The following is a 16322-nucleotide window of genomic DNA, read 5'->3' as shown; positions in this document are numbered from 1 at the left end:
GCGGAATGCTGGTGCCATGCTCGATATCCGCATCCTCCACGGGACCTCCGAGTTCCAGGCCGCCGACCGGCTGCTGCGCCGCGTCTGGAACACCAGGGCGGGCGACGACCCGCCGGTGGCCGTCGACCTCATGTGCGCCCTTGAGCACACCGGCGGTTACGTCGGCGGCGCCTTCCTCGACGGCGTGCTCGTCGCCGCCGCCTCCGGGTTCCTCGCCGAGGGGGGCAGCCTGCACTCCCACGTCGTGGGCGTGGCCGCCGAGGCGCGGGGCCGGGGGATCGGCCAGGCGATCAAGGCGCACCAGCGCACGTGGGCCGCCGAACGCGGCCTGAACTCCATCTCCTGGACCTTCGACCCGCTCGTCCGCCGCAACGCCTTCTTCAACCTCGCCCGGCTCGGCGCGCGGGCCGAGCGGTACGTGCCCGACTTCTACGGGCCGATGAACGACGGCATCAACGGCGGCGACGTCACCGACCGCCTGTTCGCCCACTGGCCCGTCGACCCGGCCCCTTCTCCGGAGCGGTCGGCCCCGGGCGAGTCCCGGAAGGCCGAGGTGATCCTCGACGAGAGCGGTGCGCCGCGCGAGCCGGGCGGCGCGGCCGTGCTGCGCTGCGCCACGCCCGCCGACGCCGAGCGGCTGCGGCGCGAGCAGCCCGCGGAGGCCGCGCGGTGGCGGGCCGCCCAGCGGGCCGCCCTGGGCGGCGCGCTCGCCCGCGGCTACCGGATCGCCGCCTTCACCAGGGACGGCTGGTACGTGCTGGAGCGCGCGGCATGAGGATCGCCGAAGCCGAGCTGCGCACGGTCGCGCTGCCCCTGATCACCCCGTTCCGCACCTCGCTCGGCACGCAGACCGTGCGCCGGGCGCTGCTGGTGCGCGTGCGCGGCGCCGAGGGGGAGGAGGGCTGGAGCGAGTGTGTGGCCGACGACGAGCCCACCTACAGCTCCGAGTACCTGGAGGGCGCGGCCGACCTCATCCGCCGCTTCCTGCTGCCCGCCCTGTTCGCGGTGCCGAGCCTCGACCCGGCCGGCGTCGGGCCCGCGCTGGCGCACCTGCGCGGCCATCCGATGGCCAAGGCCGCCGTCGAGACGGCCGTCCTGGACGCGGTGCTCAGGGCGCGCGGCCTGTCGCTGGCCGCCCACCTGGGAGGGGTGCGGTCCAGCGTGCGCGTCGGCGTGTCCGTCGGCATCGCGGACACCCTCGACGACCTGCTCGACACCGTGGACCGGCACATCGGCGCCGGGTACGCCCGGATCAAGCTCAAGATCGAGCCCGGCTGGGACCTGGAGCCGGTGCGGCTGGTGCGCGAGACGTTCGGGCCCGGCCTGATGCTCACCGCCGACGCCAACACCGCCTACACCCCCGCCGACGCCCGCCACCTGGCCCGCCTGGACGCCTACGGCCTGACCATGCTGGAGCAGCCCTTCGCCCCGGACGACCTGGACGGCCACGCCCGGCTCGCCGCCCGCATGGACACCCCGATCTGCCTGGACGAGTCGATCACCTCGGCCCGCTCCGCCACGGCCGCGATCAGGGCGCGCGCCTGCTCGATCATCAACATCAAGCCCGGCCGGGTCGGCGGCTACCTGGAGTCCCGCCGGATCCACGACCTGGCCCTGGCCGCGGACGTGCCGGTGTGGTGCGGCGGGATGCTGGAGACCGGGCTCGGCCGGACGGCGAACCTGGCGCTGGCCAGCCTGCCCGGCTTCACGCTGCCGGGCGACATCTCGGCGACGGCCCGCTACTACGAGCGTGACATCACCGCGCCGATCGAGCTGACCGGCGACTCCATCGTGGTGCCCGACGGCCCCGGCGTCGGCGTCACGCCGGACCCGGACGCCCTGGCGGCCTTCACCACCGACCCGCCCGTCCGCGTCACCCCCGCCGGGTGAGACGGTCGGGCGTGGGCTGACCGGACGTTGTCACTCCTGCTCGACGAGGTGGTCGAGCAGGACCTGGCTGATGTCGGCGAGTTGCCGCAGCTGTTCCGCGGTGAGCAGGTCGACCAGGTGCTCACGGACGCTGGCCACGTGCTTCGGGGCGGCCGCCCGGAGCGCGGCGTGCCCGTCGTCGGTGAGCACGGCCAGCCACCCGCGCCGGTCGCCGGCGTAGTGCTCCCGGCGCACCCACCCCTTCTGCTCCAGCTTGTTGACCGCGTGCGAGATGCGGCTCGGCTTGGAGTTGGTCCACTGCGCCAGCTCGCTCATGCGCATCGTGCGCCCGGGGGCCTCCGACAGCAGGACGAGCAGCTCGTAGTAGGTGGGCGGCATGTCGGCGGCCGCCATCAGGTCGCGTTCCAGGCGGTCGGTCAGCAGGCGGGTGGCCAGCCCGAACCTGCGCCACGCCTGCTGTTCGTCGTCGTTGAGCCAGCGGGTCATGCCCCGATCGTACTGGAAGGTTGCGTGCTGAAATAAATCTAGGTACTGTCGTGCCGAATCTTCCAGTGCTGAACTAATTGGAGCGCGACATGTACCCCAGCGAGCTGAGCGGCGACTACACCTTCGACCCGGCCCACAGCCGGTTCGGGTTCGTCGCCCGCCACGCCATGGTGACCAAGGTGCGCGGCAGCATCCCCGTCCAGGAGGCCACCGCCCGCCTGGACGCGGCGAACCCGGCGGCCTCCGCCGTCCGCGTGGTGCTCGACGTGGCCGGCATCCAGACCGGCAACCAGATGCGCGACGGCCACCTGCGCACCGGCGACTTCCTCGACGCCGCCGCCCACCCGCACATCGTCTTCGAGTCCACGTCCGTCAAGCACGCGGGCGGCGACGCCTTCGAGGTCACCGGCGACCTGACGATCCGCGGGGTGACCCGGCAGGTCACCGTCCCGCTCGACTACACCGGCACCGCCGTCGACGCCCAGGGCGTGACCAGGGTCGGCTTCGAGGGCGGCACGGCGATCAACCGCAAGGACTTCGGCATGACGTACAACGCCGCGCTGGAGACCGGCGGCGTGATGATCTCCGACCGGATCACCCTGGAGTTCGACATCTCCGCCGTCAGGTCCGCCTGAGCGCGCGCCCGAGGTTTCTCAGCGTCCCAGCCAGGCGTCCAGGCGGGACAGCAACTCCGCCGTGGGGATCCTGCCGCCCGTCGATCCGGCGTACACGGCCCGGCAGGGCGCGCGCCAGACCCGCACCTCGGCGACGGCGCCGGTGGTGTCGCCCACCCACACCACGTCGAGGGCGGCCGGGCGGGTGAACCTGCCCAGGCCGCAGTCGGTGGCGTTGGTGACGCTCTCCGTTCCGCCACGGTCGGTCACCGTGTCCACGGCCGTCGAGACATTGAGCAGCGACCGCACGGATTCAAGATCATCCGGGACGCGGGCCTGGGCCCGTAACCGCAGCACGTCCCCGTCGAGCCGGTACCGGCAGGCGGCGGCGGCCGACAGCGGGCTGGGCAGGAGGGCGCGCCACCGGAAGCCGCGGTTGGCGGCGACGTCGTCGCGCGGCCAACCGCGCGGGCGGGTCAGGTCGATGTCGGCGGCCGGCAGCGCGTCCGCGCACCCGGGAAGCCGCACGAGCGCCGGCCGCGCCTCCAGTTGCGCCCGGTAACGGCGGAGGAAGGCGTCGCTCGGATCGCCGAACCGCGTCCGGCCCGCGTACCGGGCGGTGCCGCAGTTGCGATCGACCAGCACGACGGCGGGCCGGCGCACGTTCCCGTAATGCACGACGAAGGACAGGCTCGTGCCGTAGCCGACCAGGGTGCAGATCTCGCCGAGGTGGAGGTCGTCGCCCAGGACGCGCCCCTTGGCCGACTCGCGCCGGCGCAGCTCGGCCTCCAGCGCGTCGCGCGTGGGCAGGCCGTTGAGCTCGGAGACCATCGCGCCGACCCCGTCGGTGAGCCTCTTGACCGCCCCTGCCGCCTGCCCTTGGGACGACGGCAGGGGCAGCTCGCACATCGTCACCGACACGGCGCCGTCGGCGGGCACCAGCTCCCCGGGCCGGTCACCGCGCTCCCACCCGCCGGCGGACGAGACCGGACAACCGCCGGCTCCTGGCCGCGGGCCCCGGGCGTTCAGCGGAAAGGCGGCGGAAGCCGCCAGCACCAGCGCGACCACACCCGCGACCACCCGGCCGACGCGCAGCAACATGCCAGCAATGTACGCGCCGGAAGCCGGTCGGACCGCCTCTCCGGGAGGACTGCTTCACCGGGAGGGCTGCCCGGTGTCGTCGTGCCGGTGGGCGGCGGCGTCGGTGCGGGCGCCGGACAGGATGGCGTCGAGCAGGCCGGGGTAGCGGGCGTCCAGGTCCTCGCGCCGCAGGACGAGCAGGTTCTCCCGGCCCGACGGCTGCTGCCAGATCACCCCGCTGTCGCGCAACACCCGCCAATGGTGGGTCATGGTCGACTTCGCGGTGATCCCCAGCGTGTTCAGCACGCTGGTGCAGTTGTGCTCACCCCCGGCGTCGAGGATGCGGACGACGGACAGCCGCACGCCGTTCCCCAGCGCCGACAGCACGTCTTCGACCCGGATCTGGTCGCGGTCGGGATGACGGAAAGCCATGGTCCAACTGTACCGCGACTGTCGAACAATCGCCTTCCGGTCTGGCATAGTACAGCCGTACGTAAATCATCGTACGATCGTTTCGTGCGGCGGGCTTCCGCGTGCCCGCTCACCGGCTCCCTCCGAAGGGCGTTCCATGTCCACACCATCCACGCTGCCCGCGTCCGTCGCGGACGGCGTCAAGCCCCGGCTCGGCTGGACCCTGGCGCTGCTCGCCCTGGCCCAGCTCATCTACGCGCTCGACCTCAACATCGTCTTCGTCGCGCTCCCGCGGATCGGCGCCGACCTGGGCTTCCCCGGCCAGACCCAGCAGCTCGTGGTCAGCGCGTACGTCGTCTTCGCCGGCGGCTTCCTGCTGTTCGGCGGCCGGGCGGCCGACCTGCTCGGCCGCCGCCGCGTCTTCGTGCTCGCCCTGGCCCTCTACGCGCTGTCCTCGCTCGCGGGCGGGCTGGCCACGGGCCCCGTCGTCATCATCGTCGCCCGCGCGGTGCAGGGCGTCGGCGGGGCGCTGCTGCTGCCCTCGACGCTGGCGCTGCTCAACAGCCTGTTCGCCGAGGGGCGGCAGCGCAACCGGGCGCTGGCCGTCTGGGGCGGCGCGGGCGCCAGCGGGCTGACGATCGGCGCGCTGCTCGGCGGCGTCCTCACCGAGAACTTCGGCTGGCCCGCCGTCTTCTTCGTCAACGTCCCCCTGGCCGGGCTGGTCGCGCTGGCGGCCCTGGCCGTCGTCCCGCGTGACCCGGCCAGGCGGGAACGGCGCAGGTTCGACATGCCGGGGGCGCTCACCGTGACCGGCGGGTCCACGCTGCTGGTCTTCGCCCTGGTCGAGGGGCCCGAGCTGGGCTGGGGCAGCCCCCTGGTCGCGGGCGCCTTCGCGGTGGCCGCCGTGCTGCTGGCGATCTTCGCGCTGGTCGAGGCCCGCAGCGCGGATCCGCTCATGCCGTTCCGGCTGTTCCGCAACCGCAGCCTGACCGTCGGCATGCTGGTCACCTTCGTCTACATGGCCACGTTCGGCGTCCTGCCGTACTTCCTCACCGTGCTGCTGCAGAGCGTCCACGGCTACAGCGCCCTGCAGAGCGGGCTGGCCTTCCTCGTCCCGTCGCTGGCCATCGCCGCCGGCACCCAGGGCGGCGAACGCCTGGCCACCCGGATCGGCACCCGGGCCACGCTGCTGATCGGCTTCGCCGTCGGCGTCGCCGGGACCGCCGTCCTGGCCCTCGGCTTCGACGCCGACGCCGGGTACGGCCTGCTGATCCCCGGTCTCGTCGTCTCCGGCCTGGGTCAGGGCGTGGTCTGGACCGCCATGTGGATCGCCGCCGCCACCGGCACCCCCGCCCACGAGCAGGGCGTCGCCAACGGCATCGCCTCCACCGCGCTCAACATCGGCAACGCCATCGGCCTGGCCGTCTTCACCGTCATCGCCGACCTCGGGACCGCGGGCAGGACCGGCCAGGCCCTGCGCGCCGCCACGGCGGACGGCGAGTTCCTGGTCGTCCTGCTCACCGCGGCGGTGATGATCGCCGGCCTCCTGGTCACCCTCACCCTGCCCCGCAGCACCCCCTGACCGCTCGCCCCTGACCGTTCGTGCCTGACCGCCTGACCGCCTGACCCCCTGGCCGCTTGCCCCCTGACGCGCGCCTCGGCCGCCGCGGGCACCCCTTCGGTGCAGCGGCGGCCGAGGCGTCCGCGCCCGCAGGGCCGCCGTTCAGTGCTGGTGCGCCTCTTCCAGCGACGCCCCCGCCAGCCGCGCCCTGACCGCCCCGGTGAAGGCGGGACACTCGAAGACGTTCTCGTGCGGGCAGGCCATGCCGTGCGCGATGGCGGTGCGCGCCACCTGGGCGCGGGCGATGCGCTCGTCCAGCTCGGCGAGTTTGCGCCCGTACAGCTCCCGCCACCCGTCGCCCGGCTGGGACCGGGCCGCGATGAAGGTCCTGATCTCGCGCAACGTGAGGCCGACCTCGCGCAGCAGCAGGATCACCGCGACCAGCTCGGCCGCCGACGGCGGATACCGCCGCTGCCCCGAGACGCGCTCGGGCTCCGGGATCAGCCCGAGCTCCTCCCAGTAGCGCAGCGCGGAGGTGGCGACCCCGGTGCGTTCGGCCAGCTCGCCGATCGTCAACTGCTCACTCATGGGACCGCAAGCATACGTGAGCCCGCCGTCCTGGATCAGGCCCCGGCAGGCGGCGCGGCGGCGATCGGCGGCGCCCCGTGTTGACAGGGGCCGACCCCTCTCCTAATCTCTTCTTCAGAGAAGATAAATCTTCAAAGAAGCAAATGCTTCCGCGAAGTCACCTGAGGAAGGGCAACGACCATGAGCAACACCCTCACCGCCGCCGACGCCGCCGCCATCACCTCCGTGCTCGACCGTCTCGCCGACGCCTGGAACCGGGCCGACGGCGGCGCGTACGGCGACCTGTTCACCGAGGACGCCACCTACATCACCTACGTCGGCACCCTCTACACCGGCGCCCGCGAGATCGGCGACGCCCACCAGGCGCTGTTCGACAGCTTCGTCAAGGGCACCAGGCTGGCCAGTGAGACCGTCGGCATCCGTCTCGCCGGCCCCGGCACCGCCCTCGTCATCACCCGCGGCGACACCTACAAGGGCAAGCCCGGCAAGCCGCACAAGATCCAGACCTACACGATGGTCCGGCAGGCGGACGGCGACTGGAAGATCGCCGCCTTCCAGAACACCAAGCACCAGGCCCTCATGGAGGCCATCTCCTTCACGTTCCAGCCCGCCAGCAAGCCCGCCGCCCACGTCTGAAGCTCTCCCGCCACCCTCGCCACGGAAGATCGCCCGCTCATGACCTCCCTCGCCGTCGTCGCCGCCACGGGCCGCACCGGACGTCTCGTCGTCGAACGCGCCCTCGCGGCCGGGCACGCCGTCACCGCCGTCGCCCGCCGCCCCGGCGGCCTCGACCTCGACCACCCGCGGCTCGTCCGCCGCGCCGCCGACGTGACCGACCCCGAGAGCCTGCGTGACGCGCTGACCGGCCACGACACCGTGATCTCCGCCCTCGGCCCGTCCGGCCGCGGCCCCACCACGGTCTACTCGCAGGGGACCGCCGCGATCGTCGCGGCGCTGCCGCCGTCCGCCCGGCTCGTCGTGATCTCCTCGGCCGGGCTGGCCGTCCCGCCCGGCGCGGGGCCCGTCACCCGCCTGCTCGGCCGCGTCCTGCACCACGTCATGCGCCATCCGTACGCCGACATGGCGCGCATGGAACAGGCGCTCGCCGGGACGCGGCTGAACTGGACGGCCGTCCGCCCCACCGGCCTGACCGACCGGCCCGGCACCGGCCGCCCCCGCGTCTCGATCGGCGCGACCGAACGCCTGGGCGCCCGTACGTCCCGCGCCGACCTGGCCGCCTTCATCGTCGGCCACCTCGACGACCCGCGGACCTACCGCCTGCCCGTCGCCGTCTCCTCCTGACCGCGACCCCGGCCTCACCGCCCCGGCGGAGCAGTGAAGGCGCCGGCCGCGGCGGCGAGCACGGCCGTCCGCGCCGCCTGCTCCGGCAGGTCCGGGTCGGGGGGAGTGCGGAGGAGCACCAGGTGGTGGTAGAGCGGCGCGGTGGCGGCGACGAGCAGCCGCCGCGCGTCGGTGCCGGCCGGCAGCTCGCCCCGCGCGACCGCCCGCCTGACGATGACCTCGCAGCGGGTGTACCGGTCCTCCCAGAGCCGCCGCACGCCGCGAGCGGCCTCCTCCGAGCGGAACGAGGCGGCGATCAGGGCCGCGGCGATCGACGGCTGCGCGGTCATCGCCGCCTGGTTCTCGTGGTTGAGCGCCGCCAGGTCGCCCAGCAGGGAGCCGGTGTCCCGGGGCTGCCAGTCGTCGTCGCCGGTCGCCTCCAGGACGTCGGCGAGCAGGCCGCCGACGTCCCGCCAGCGCCGGTAGACCGTCGCGCGGTGCACGCCCGCGCGGGCCGCGACGGCGTCGAGGGTCAGCCCGTCGAAGCCGCGTTCCGCGAGCTCGGCGCGGACCGCGTCGAGAACCTGCGCGCGGATGCGACCGGTACGGCCACCCGGACGGCGGCGCGGCCCGGACGACGGGCTCTCGGACGTCGTCGTCCCCTTACCTGTTTGCGAGGCGGACGTCGGCATGCCACCATCTTAATGTACAAGTTGTCGCATTAGCAGTGGCGGAAGGTAGAGATCCATGAACGCCCGCGTCCCCGCCGACCCCACCGTCCTGCACCCGATGCCCGCCCAGCCGCGGGTGGTGCTGCTGCGGCCGCTGGTCAAGTCCCCGCTGATCGAGGTGGGGGAGTTCTCCTACTACGACGACCCCGACGACCCGACCGCGTTCGAGACCCGCAACGTGCTCTACCACTACGGCCCGGAGAAGCTGGTCATCGGCCGGTTCTGCGCCCTGGGCACCGGCGTGCGGTTCATCATGAACGGCGCCAACCACCGCATGGACGGCCCCTCGACCTTCCCCTTCCCCACCATGGGCGGCTCGTGGTCCGACCACTTCGACCTGCTCACCGGCCTGCCCAACCGCGGGGACACCGTCGTCGGCAACGACGTCTGGTTCGGCCACGGCGCGACGGTGCTGCCCGGCGTGCGCATCGGGCACGGCGCGATCATCGGCGCCGGCTCCGTGGTCACCTCCGACGTGCCCGACTACGGGATCGTCGGCGGCAACCCGGCCCGCCTCATCCGCACCCGCTACCCGGCCGACGACGTCGCCCGCCTGCTCGCGGTGGCCTGGTGGGACTGGCCCGCCGAGCACATCACCGAGCACGTGCGCACGATCATGTCGGGCAGCGTCGCCGACCTGGAGGCCGCCGCGCCGGATGCGCGTCGCGCCTGACCGTCGTCCAGCACCTGTTCCGCCGCGCAGAACCCGAAATGAGTGACTCGCCCATGTCCCGCCGCCGCGCCCACATCGCCATGGTCGGCATCCCCGCCGTCAGCCACGTCCTGCCCAGCCTGGAGATCGTCCGCGAGCTGGTGGCCCGCGGCCACCGGGTGACGTACGCCAACGACCCGGCGGTCGCCGACCTGGTCACGGGCACCGGCGCCGAGCTGGTCCCGTGCACCTCGACGCTGCCGGTCGCCGACAACGACTGGCCCGACGACCCCATCGCGGCGATGAGCCTCTTCCTGGACGACGCCGTCCAGGCGCTCCCGCAGCTGCGCGCCGCCTACGACGACGACCCCGCCGACCTCTACCTGTACGACATCGGCGCCTACGCCGCGCGGGCCCTGGCCGAGGCGCAGGGCCGACCCCTGCTGCAGCTGTCGCCGACGTTCGTGGCCTGGAAGGGCTACCAGGAGGAGGTGGCGGCGCAGCTGTGGCGGCTGCCGGGGGCCGACGCCTACCGGGCCAGGTTCGCCGGCTGGCTCGCCGGGTCCGACGCCACCACCACCGACGTCGACGCCTTCTCCGGCCATCCGCCCCGCGCGCTGGCCCTGATCCCGCGGGCCATGCAGCCGCACGCCGACCAGGTCGACACCGCCACCGTGACCTTCGTCGGCCCCTGCCACGACCTGCGCGGGCAGGGCGGCTGGACCCGTCCGGGCGACGCCGCGAACGTCCTGCTGATCTCCCTGGGGTCGGCCTACACCCGTCAGCCGGAGTTCTACCGCCGGTGCCTGGCGGCCTTCGGCGACCTGCCCGGCTGGCACGTCGTGCTGCAGATCGGCAAGTACACCGACGTGGGGGAGCTGGGCGAGATCCCGTCCAACGTCGAGGTGCACCCGTGGGTGCCGCAGCGGGCGATCCTCGACCAGGCCGACGCGTTCGTCACCCACGCGGGCATGGGCGGCTGCTGCGAAGGGCTGCTGGCGGGCGTGCCGATGATCGCCGTCCCGCAGGGCGCCGAGCAGTTCGCCAACGCCGACCGGCTCGTGGAGCTGGGCGTGGCCCGCCGCATCGACACCGCCGACGCCACGGCCGAGGCCCTGCGCGCCGCGCTGGCCGAGCTGACCGGCGACCCCGAGGTGGCCCGCCGCCTGACGCGCCTGCAGGCCGAGGCGCGGGCCGAGGGCGGCACCACCCGCGCCGCCGACCTCGTCGAGCAGATGCTCGGCTGAGCCGCCGGGCCGGGCGGCGATGGTGACCGGGTGAAGATCACGTGGTAGGTACTCTCGGCATGGAGTTCTTCTGCTACCACCGTGACCGTCCCGGATCGGGCCCCCTGCGCGGGGAGTTGGGGGAGGCGCACTGGTCCTACATGGACCGGTACGAAGCGGAGCTGATCGCCCGCGGCCCGACCTTCGACCGCGACACCGACGCGGCCACCGGCAGCGTGCACATCGTCGACCTGCCCGACCCCGCCGCCGCGCGGGCGTTCGCCTTCGACGAGCCCAACTACCAGGCCGGGGTCTACCGCGACGTGCTGCTCCGCCGCTGGCGCAACGTGCTGGGGCGCACCATGTGGGAGTTCCCCGGCGGCCGGCAGGGCGGCAACCGGTACCTGGTGCTGGGCCTCGGCTCCGGGCAGCCCGCCGACCTCGTCCCGCCGGCCGACGGCGACGAGCTGATCGCGTACGGGCCGCTGCTGTCCGACGACGGCGCCACCTGGGTCGGCACCGCGCTGCTGGTCCGCGCGCCGGACGCGGACGCGGCCCGCGCGGTCCTCACCGCCGACCGCTACGCCGGGATCGAGGTGCACGACTGGGGGTTCGGCGGCCGTCGATGACGACCGGCGGCCGCGCGACGGTCAGGGCGATGCCGGGGAACCGAAGCTGGTACCCATGACGATCTCCCGCACGCGCGGCCGTGGGCTCGGCCGCGCGTTCCATGGACGGCTACCACTCGGCGAACGAGCCGTCCCGGTGCCGCCAGATCGGGTTGCGCCCGGCGTGCGACGACGCCGGGCGCACCGCCTTCTCGTCGACCTCGATGCCCAGGCCGGAGGCCGTCGGGCGGTCGAGGTGGCCGTCGGTGAAGGTGAAGACCGAGCGGTCCACCAGGTAGTCGAGGAGTTCGCTGCCGTCGTGGTAGCCGATGCCCAGCGACTGCTCCTGGATGAGGAAGTTCGGGGTCGCGAAGTCGATCTGCAGGCAGGCTGCCAGAGCGATCGGGCCGAGGGGGCAGTGGGGAGCGAGGGTGACGTCCCAGGTCTCGGCCATCGCGGCGATCCGGCGGACCTCGGAGATGCCCCCGGCGTGCGACAGGTCCGGCTGGATCACCGCCACGCCCGTCGGGAGCACGTCGCGGAAGTCCCAGCGGGAGAACAGGCGCTCGCCGGTCGCGATGGGAATCGTCGTGGACTCCACCACTCGTCGCAGGTCGCGGGAGAACTCGGGAAGCACCGGTTCTTCGGCGAACAAGGGGGACAGCGGCTCAAGCAGCGGCAGCACCTTGCGCGAGGCCGCCGACGTGAAGCGGCCGTGCAGGTCGACGGCCAGGTCGACGCCGTCGCCAACCGCGTCGCGCACCGCCGCGAAGCGGGCCACGATCCGGCTGGTGAGGGCCGGTGACGGGATCGGCGGCATCCGGCCCTCCCAGGCGGCGAACTTCAGCGTGTCGAAGCCCGCCTCCACCCGGGCCACGGCGTTCTCGGCCAGTTCCGCGTCCGTGTCGCCGTGCGCCCACGTGTAGACCTTGGCCTGATCGCGCACCGGGCCGCCGAGCAGGTCGTAGACCGGCACGCCGAGAGCCTTGCCCTTGATGTCCCACAACGCCTGGTCGATCCCGGCGACCGCGCTGGACAGCATCGGGCCGCCCCGGTAGAAGCCGCCCTTCGACATCACCTGCCAGTGGTCCTCGATGCGTCCGGGGTCGGCGCCGACCAGCGCCTCCATCAGCGTGTTCACGCAGGAGGCGACCGTCTCGGCGCGGCCCTCGACGATGGGCTCGCCCCAGCCGCTGACGCCCTCGTCGGTGTCGACGCGCAGGAACATCCAGCGCGGGGTGACGGTGAAGAGCTCGAAGCCGATGATCTTCACTGGAACACCTCGGGGTTGTCGCCGTGCAGGTTCCGGTGGAACGGGTCGCCCGGACCGATCTCGCCGGAGCGCACCGGCTGCCCGGTGAGCGCCGACTTGTACATCGCCGTGATCAGCTCCAGCGCCCTGCGGCCGTCCTGGCCGCTGCCGCGGGGCCGCCGTCCGGCCCGCAGGTCGGCGATCAGGTCCCGGAGCTGGGCCAGGTGGGAGCTGGGCACGTCGTCGGGCGGCGGCCAGTCGAGACCGGTCACGCCGGGGGCGGGGGTGATCGTCCAGTTCTCGTTGGCGTAGCCGTACAGGTGGGTGAGCTCCAGGGTGGCGGCGGCGAGGTCGACGCGCAGGTGGCTGACCTGGCGCGGCGCCAGCGACGTGCTGACGACCGTGGCCAGCGCGCCGGAGTCGAAGCGGACCAGCGCCGTCGTCACGTCGTCGGTCCGCACGTCGCGGGCGAGCCTGGCGGCCATGCCTCGCACCTCGCTCCAGTCGCCGAGCAGTTCGAGCATGAGGTCGATCTGGTGGATGCCGAGACCCATGGCGGGGCCGCCGCCCTCGGTCTCCCACCGGCCGCGCCACGGGACCGCGTAGTAGCCGGCGTCGCGGAACCAGGTGGTCTGGCAGTGCGCGACGTACGGCCGGCCGAGTGCGCCGCCGGAGATCAGCGCGCGGGCGTGCTGCGCGGCCGAGCCGAAACGCTGCTGGTAGACGACCGCGGCGTACGGGCCGCCGGCCTGTTCGGCCGCGGTGATCTCGTCGTACTCCGCCAGCGACAGGCACGGCGGCTTCTCGCACCACGCCCACGCGCCCGCGCGCAGCGCGGCGACCACCTGGTCACGGTGGAGCGCGGGCGGGCTGGCGATGTCGACGAGGTCGGGGCGCAGGTCCCGCAGCGTCGCGGCGAGGTCGTCGGAGGCGTGCGGCACGGCCCACCGGTCGGCGAACGACCTGGCCGCCTCGACGGTGGCGTCGACGACCGCCACAACCTCGATATCGGCCGACATTTCGCGAAAAGCCGGCATGTGGGTGGAGTCGGCGATCTGACCGCCGCCCACCAGGACGACGCGAAGAGGGGAAGGCATGGGGGGTACCTCGGGAGGTTCAGGCGGTTTGGGCGGAGACCACGCGCAGATAGGCGGAAGCCGACTCGCGGGTGCGGATCTCGATCGGCAGCACCACGTGCTCGACCTCCGACGCCGTCTCGGGATGGTCGATGCGCTCGGCCAGCAGCCGCATCGCCCGCTCGCCCATCTCCCGCGACGGCAGGCGGGCGGCGGCGACCGTCAGCGGCAGCAGGTCGAACGGCCCCGCGTCGTCCATGCCGGCCAGCTCGACCTGGCCGGGCACCTCGACGCCCATCGCGGTGAGGTCGGAGGCCGCGTGCGCCAGCACGAACCCGTTGGCGCACAGCAGCACCGTCGGCGGCTCGCGCCGGTCGAGCAGCCCGGCCAGCATCTCCCGCCGCCGGTCCTCCGGCAGCCGCAGGTAGGTCTTGAGCGCGGTCAGCTCCGGCGAGACCGGCAGCCCGTGCTCGCGCAACGACTGCACGTGCCCGGTGAGGCGCTCCTGCACCGAGGTGCACTCGGTGGCGTCCCACAACGCGGTGATGCGCCGGTGCCCCTGCCCGATGAGGTACTCGGTCAGCCGGTAGCCGATGGCGAAGTTGTCGAAGAGCACCGCGTCGGTCGGGGACTCGGGGTGGTAGCGGTCGACCATGACCAGCGGGACGCGCCGCCGTCTCAGCTCGGCCAGGGCGGGGGAGTCGTGGTGGGCGTCGACCGAGTACAGCGCGACGCCGCTGGCCTGGGTGTCGAGCGCCTGACGCAGCGCCTTCTCCTGGGCGGCCGGTGAGCCCTTGGTGTTGGACAGGAACATCCGGTAGCCGAGTTCGGCGCAGACCGACTCGATTCCGTCGATCACGTCGGAGTTGTGCGGCCCGTGCCCGTGCATGATGTAGGCGATGGAGCGCTCCCGCGTCGACTCGGCCGGGACGGGCCGGTCGGCCACGAACGTGCCGCGTCCGCGCCGGCGTACCAGGTAGCCCTCGGTGACCAGCTCGTTGAGCGCGCGCACCGCGGTGGTGGTGCTCACCCCGAACCGTTCGCAGACCTCGCGCTGGCTGATGAACGGCTCGTCCTGCACGTACTCACCGCGCGAGATCGCCGCGACCAGATCCCGCTTGACCTGCTGGTAGAGCGGCTCCTGGCTGTCGGACGATTCGTTCATCCTGCCCCCATCCGTCCCGTTCGTGATCGTTGACACGTTAACACGCTAAGACTAACGTCGGGCCGCATTCGGCGAAAGGACACCCAGCGGTGACACCCGAGGAGTTCCTGAAGGTTCAGGACGAGCGCTACGACCCCGAACACCGGCTGCCGTGGCAGCTGTCACGCAGCAACGGATACCACACCACGATCCCGGCCGGCAGCCGCGTGCACGACACCCGCGCCTCCACCGACTACGCGATCGCGTTGCTGCAGGCAGGCCGCCTCGACCGGGCCAAGGAGGTGCTCGGCGCGATCGTCGACCTGCAGGAGCGCGACCCGCTCGACGACCACTACGGCATCTGGGGCTACTTCATGGAGGAGCCGCCCCAGGCCATGGCGCCGGCCGACTGGAACTGGGCCGACTTCATCGGCGTACGGCTGGCCCAGGTGCTGGCCGCGCACGGGGACGTCCTCGACGGCCGGATCGCCGAGGCGCTGCGCCACGCGGCCCTGTCCATCTTCCGGCGCAACGTCGGCCCGCGCTACACGAACATCGCCCTGCTCGGCTCCGTCACCTGCGCGAGCGCCGGCGAGCTGCTCGGCACGCCCGAGTTCCTCGCCTACGGCAGGCGCAAGCTCACCGCGATGCTGGAACGCGACGCCTTCGCCGAGTACAACTCGCCCGCCTACAGCCCGTTCCTGCTGGAGATCTGCGAACGCGCCCACGTGGTGGTCCGCGACCAGGGGTTCCTGGAGCAGATCGAGGTCATGCGGGAACGCGTGTGGGCGGCGCTCGCCGAGCGCTTCCACCCGGGCACCGGGCAGCTCGCCGGACCGCACGCCCGCGCGTACACCGACTGGCTCAGCGAGGAGTTGACGTGTTATCTCGCCGCCCAGACGGGGGCGCCGATCGAGGCGCGCCCCGGCGTCGGGATCCGTGACGACACCCCGCGCATGGTGCCCACGCTGCCGTGCCCGCCGCGTCTGGCCGGGCGCTTCGCCCGGCTGCCCGAGCCCGAGGTGCAGGTCAGGACCGTCTTCGACGGCCAGACCACCGGCACCACCTGGCTCGGCGAGGACGCCACGCTGGGCACGGTCAACGAGGAGTTCGCCTGGGTGCAGCGCAGGCCGCTGCTCGGCTACTGGCGCACGCCCGAGGACCCGGCCGTGGTGCTGCGCGCCCGGATCATGCACAACGGCCACGACCTGACCGCCGCGTGGTGCCGTCAGGCGCAGGACGGGCCCAGGGCGCTGGCCGGATGGTGGCTCACCTACGACTCCGGCGACTTCCATCCAAACCTGGACAAGCCAGAAGGCAGCGTCTTCGACGTGGGCGACCTGCGGCTGCGCGTCACGCTGCGCGGCCGGGGCGTGCACGGCCGCGAGCTGGGCGACGGCGTCTTCGAGCTCGCCGCCGGAACGCGCAGGGCGGTCGTGCACACCGGCGCGGCCGCCTTCCTCGGCGAGCCCGCCACCTGGGCCCTGGCCCGCGGCGAGGACGAGGTCGCCGTCGAGGCGGTGCTGTACAGCGGGCCGCGCCGACCGGTCGACTTCCACCACGCGATCCTGCGCGCCGGGTTCGCTGTGGAACTGCTCGCGGAAGGCGCGGAACCCACCGCGCAGGCGCTGCTCAGCGCCGTGGGGGAGGAGGAGGTCCGCTGGTCGTGGGGCGGCCTGGAGGTCGCCGTGCCCGCCCGTCCCACCCGCTTCTGAAAGGCGC

The 16322-nt window shown here is 73.3% G+C and carries 18 protein-coding genes; 10 read left to right on the top strand and 8 right to left on the bottom strand.

Going from position 1 to position 16322, the window contains the following annotated elements; translation table 11 throughout:
- The first annotated feature begins 16 nt into the window (after positions 1-16).
- Both ACIBK9_RS15345 and menC read left to right on the top strand, forming a co-directional pair.
- A complete protein-coding gene (locus tag ACIBK9_RS15345) occupies positions 17-775 on the top strand; it encodes a GNAT family N-acetyltransferase (RefSeq protein ID WP_397158544.1) in 759 nt (252 codons plus the stop codon).
- On the top strand, positions 772-1890 hold the full coding sequence (gene menC / locus ACIBK9_RS15340) for an o-succinylbenzoate synthase (RefSeq protein ID WP_397158542.1): 1119 nt from the start codon (positions 772-774) through the stop codon (positions 1888-1890). Before ACIBK9_RS15345 ends, menC begins: the two co-directional genes overlap by 4 nt.
- A gap of 30 nt (positions 1891-1920) precedes the next feature.
- Here menC and ACIBK9_RS15335 read toward each other — a convergent pair whose 3' ends face one another.
- Positions 1921-2376 carry a MarR family transcriptional regulator gene (locus ACIBK9_RS15335; protein ID WP_358299336.1) on the bottom strand — a complete coding sequence of 152 codons (456 nt, stop codon included), beginning with the start codon at positions 2374-2376 and terminating at the stop codon, positions 1921-1923.
- Between the two features lie 89 nt (positions 2377-2465).
- On the opposite strand from ACIBK9_RS15335, the gene ACIBK9_RS15330 reads away from it, so the two are divergent.
- On the top strand, positions 2466-3011 hold the full coding sequence (locus ACIBK9_RS15330) for a YceI family protein (RefSeq protein ID WP_397158539.1): 546 nt from the start codon (positions 2466-2468) through the stop codon (positions 3009-3011).
- Between the two features lie 18 nt (positions 3012-3029).
- On the opposite strand, the gene ACIBK9_RS15325 is transcribed toward ACIBK9_RS15330, so the two are convergent.
- Together ACIBK9_RS15325 and ACIBK9_RS15320 are read right to left on the bottom strand one after the other, a co-directional pair.
- A complete protein-coding gene (locus tag ACIBK9_RS15325) occupies positions 3030-4091 on the bottom strand; it encodes a hypothetical protein (RefSeq protein WP_397158537.1) in 1062 nt (353 codons plus the stop codon).
- 54 nt (positions 4092-4145) lie between these two features.
- A complete protein-coding gene (locus tag ACIBK9_RS15320) occupies positions 4146-4502 on the bottom strand; it encodes an ArsR/SmtB family transcription factor (protein ID WP_397158535.1) in 357 nt (118 codons plus the stop codon).
- Between the two features lie 136 nt (positions 4503-4638).
- Here ACIBK9_RS15320 and ACIBK9_RS15315 point away from each other — a divergent pair, with 136 nt between their 5' ends.
- A complete protein-coding gene (locus ACIBK9_RS15315) occupies positions 4639-6063 on the top strand; it encodes an MFS transporter (RefSeq protein ID WP_397158533.1) in 1425 nt (474 codons plus the stop codon).
- A gap of 141 nt (positions 6064-6204) precedes the next feature.
- On the opposite strand, the gene ACIBK9_RS15310 is transcribed toward ACIBK9_RS15315, so the two are convergent.
- The gene (locus ACIBK9_RS15310) at positions 6205-6630 is read right to left on the bottom strand and encodes a MerR family transcriptional regulator (protein ID WP_358299351.1); all 426 of its coding nucleotides are present in this window, start codon (positions 6628-6630) and stop codon (positions 6205-6207) included.
- Positions 6631-6810: 180 nt separating this feature from the next.
- On the opposite strand from ACIBK9_RS15310, the gene ACIBK9_RS15305 reads away from it, so the two are divergent.
- Together ACIBK9_RS15305 and ACIBK9_RS15300 are read left to right on the top strand one after the other, a co-directional pair.
- Positions 6811-7266 (top strand): SgcJ/EcaC family oxidoreductase, encoded by a 456-nt coding sequence (locus ACIBK9_RS15305; RefSeq protein ID WP_397158530.1) that lies wholly within the window; start codon positions 6811-6813, stop codon positions 7264-7266.
- Positions 7267-7305: 39 nt separating this feature from the next.
- On the top strand, positions 7306-7932 hold the full coding sequence (locus ACIBK9_RS15300) for an NAD(P)-dependent oxidoreductase (protein ID WP_387674145.1): 627 nt from the start codon (positions 7306-7308) through the stop codon (positions 7930-7932).
- Positions 7933-7946: 14 nt separating this feature from the next.
- On the opposite strand, the gene ACIBK9_RS15295 is transcribed toward ACIBK9_RS15300, so the two are convergent.
- Positions 7947-8603, bottom strand: a complete 657-nt coding sequence (locus ACIBK9_RS15295) for a TetR/AcrR family transcriptional regulator (protein WP_397158528.1) — start codon at positions 8601-8603, stop codon at positions 7947-7949.
- A 55-nt stretch (positions 8604-8658) separates the two neighbouring features.
- On the opposite strand from ACIBK9_RS15295, the gene ACIBK9_RS15290 reads away from it, so the two are divergent.
- Genes ACIBK9_RS15290 through ACIBK9_RS15280 form a run of 3 tightly spaced genes read left to right on the top strand, consistent with a single transcriptional unit; the run spans position 8659 to position 11149 of the window.
- Complete coding sequence (locus tag ACIBK9_RS15290) at positions 8659-9315, top strand: CatB-related O-acetyltransferase (RefSeq protein ID WP_364338778.1); 657 nt, start codon at positions 8659-8661, stop codon at positions 9313-9315.
- Positions 9316-9353: 38 nt separating this feature from the next.
- On the top strand, positions 9354-10541 hold the full coding sequence (locus tag ACIBK9_RS15285; protein ID WP_397158525.1) for a macrolide family glycosyltransferase: 1188 nt from the start codon (positions 9354-9356) through the stop codon (positions 10539-10541).
- A gap of 41 nt (positions 10542-10582) precedes the next feature.
- Positions 10583-11149: a YciI family protein gene (locus ACIBK9_RS15280; RefSeq protein ID WP_397158523.1), complete on the top strand. Its 567-nt coding sequence runs from the start codon at positions 10583-10585 to the stop codon at positions 11147-11149.
- A gap of 109 nt (positions 11150-11258) precedes the next feature.
- On the opposite strand, the gene dgoD is transcribed toward ACIBK9_RS15280, so the two are convergent.
- The 3 genes from dgoD to ACIBK9_RS15265 are packed head-to-tail and all read right to left on the bottom strand — an operon-like array spanning position 11259 to position 14621.
- Complete coding sequence (gene dgoD / locus ACIBK9_RS15275; protein WP_397158521.1) at positions 11259-12401, bottom strand: galactonate dehydratase; 1143 nt, start codon at positions 12399-12401, stop codon at positions 11259-11261.
- A complete protein-coding gene (locus ACIBK9_RS15270; protein ID WP_397158519.1) occupies positions 12398-13477 on the bottom strand; it encodes a Gfo/Idh/MocA family protein in 1080 nt (359 codons plus the stop codon). The genes dgoD and ACIBK9_RS15270 overlap by 4 nt, the downstream gene beginning before the upstream one ends.
- 19 nt (positions 13478-13496) lie before the next feature.
- On the bottom strand, positions 13497-14621 hold the full coding sequence (locus ACIBK9_RS15265; protein ID WP_358299374.1) for a GntR family transcriptional regulator: 1125 nt from the start codon (positions 14619-14621) through the stop codon (positions 13497-13499).
- 89 nt (positions 14622-14710) lie between these two features.
- Here ACIBK9_RS15265 and ACIBK9_RS15260 point away from each other — a divergent pair, with 89 nt between their 5' ends.
- Positions 14711-16315: a hypothetical protein gene (locus ACIBK9_RS15260; protein ID WP_397158517.1), complete on the top strand. Its 1605-nt coding sequence runs from the start codon at positions 14711-14713 to the stop codon at positions 16313-16315.
- Positions 16316-16322 lie beyond the last annotated feature (7 nt).

The organism is Nonomuraea sp. NPDC050227, assembly GCF_044459705.1.
GTDB lineage: Bacteria > Actinomycetota > Actinomycetes > Streptosporangiales > Streptosporangiaceae > Nonomuraea.
Note: the sequence above shows the minus strand (reverse complement) of the source record. Positions and strands in the feature narration are given on the sequence as shown.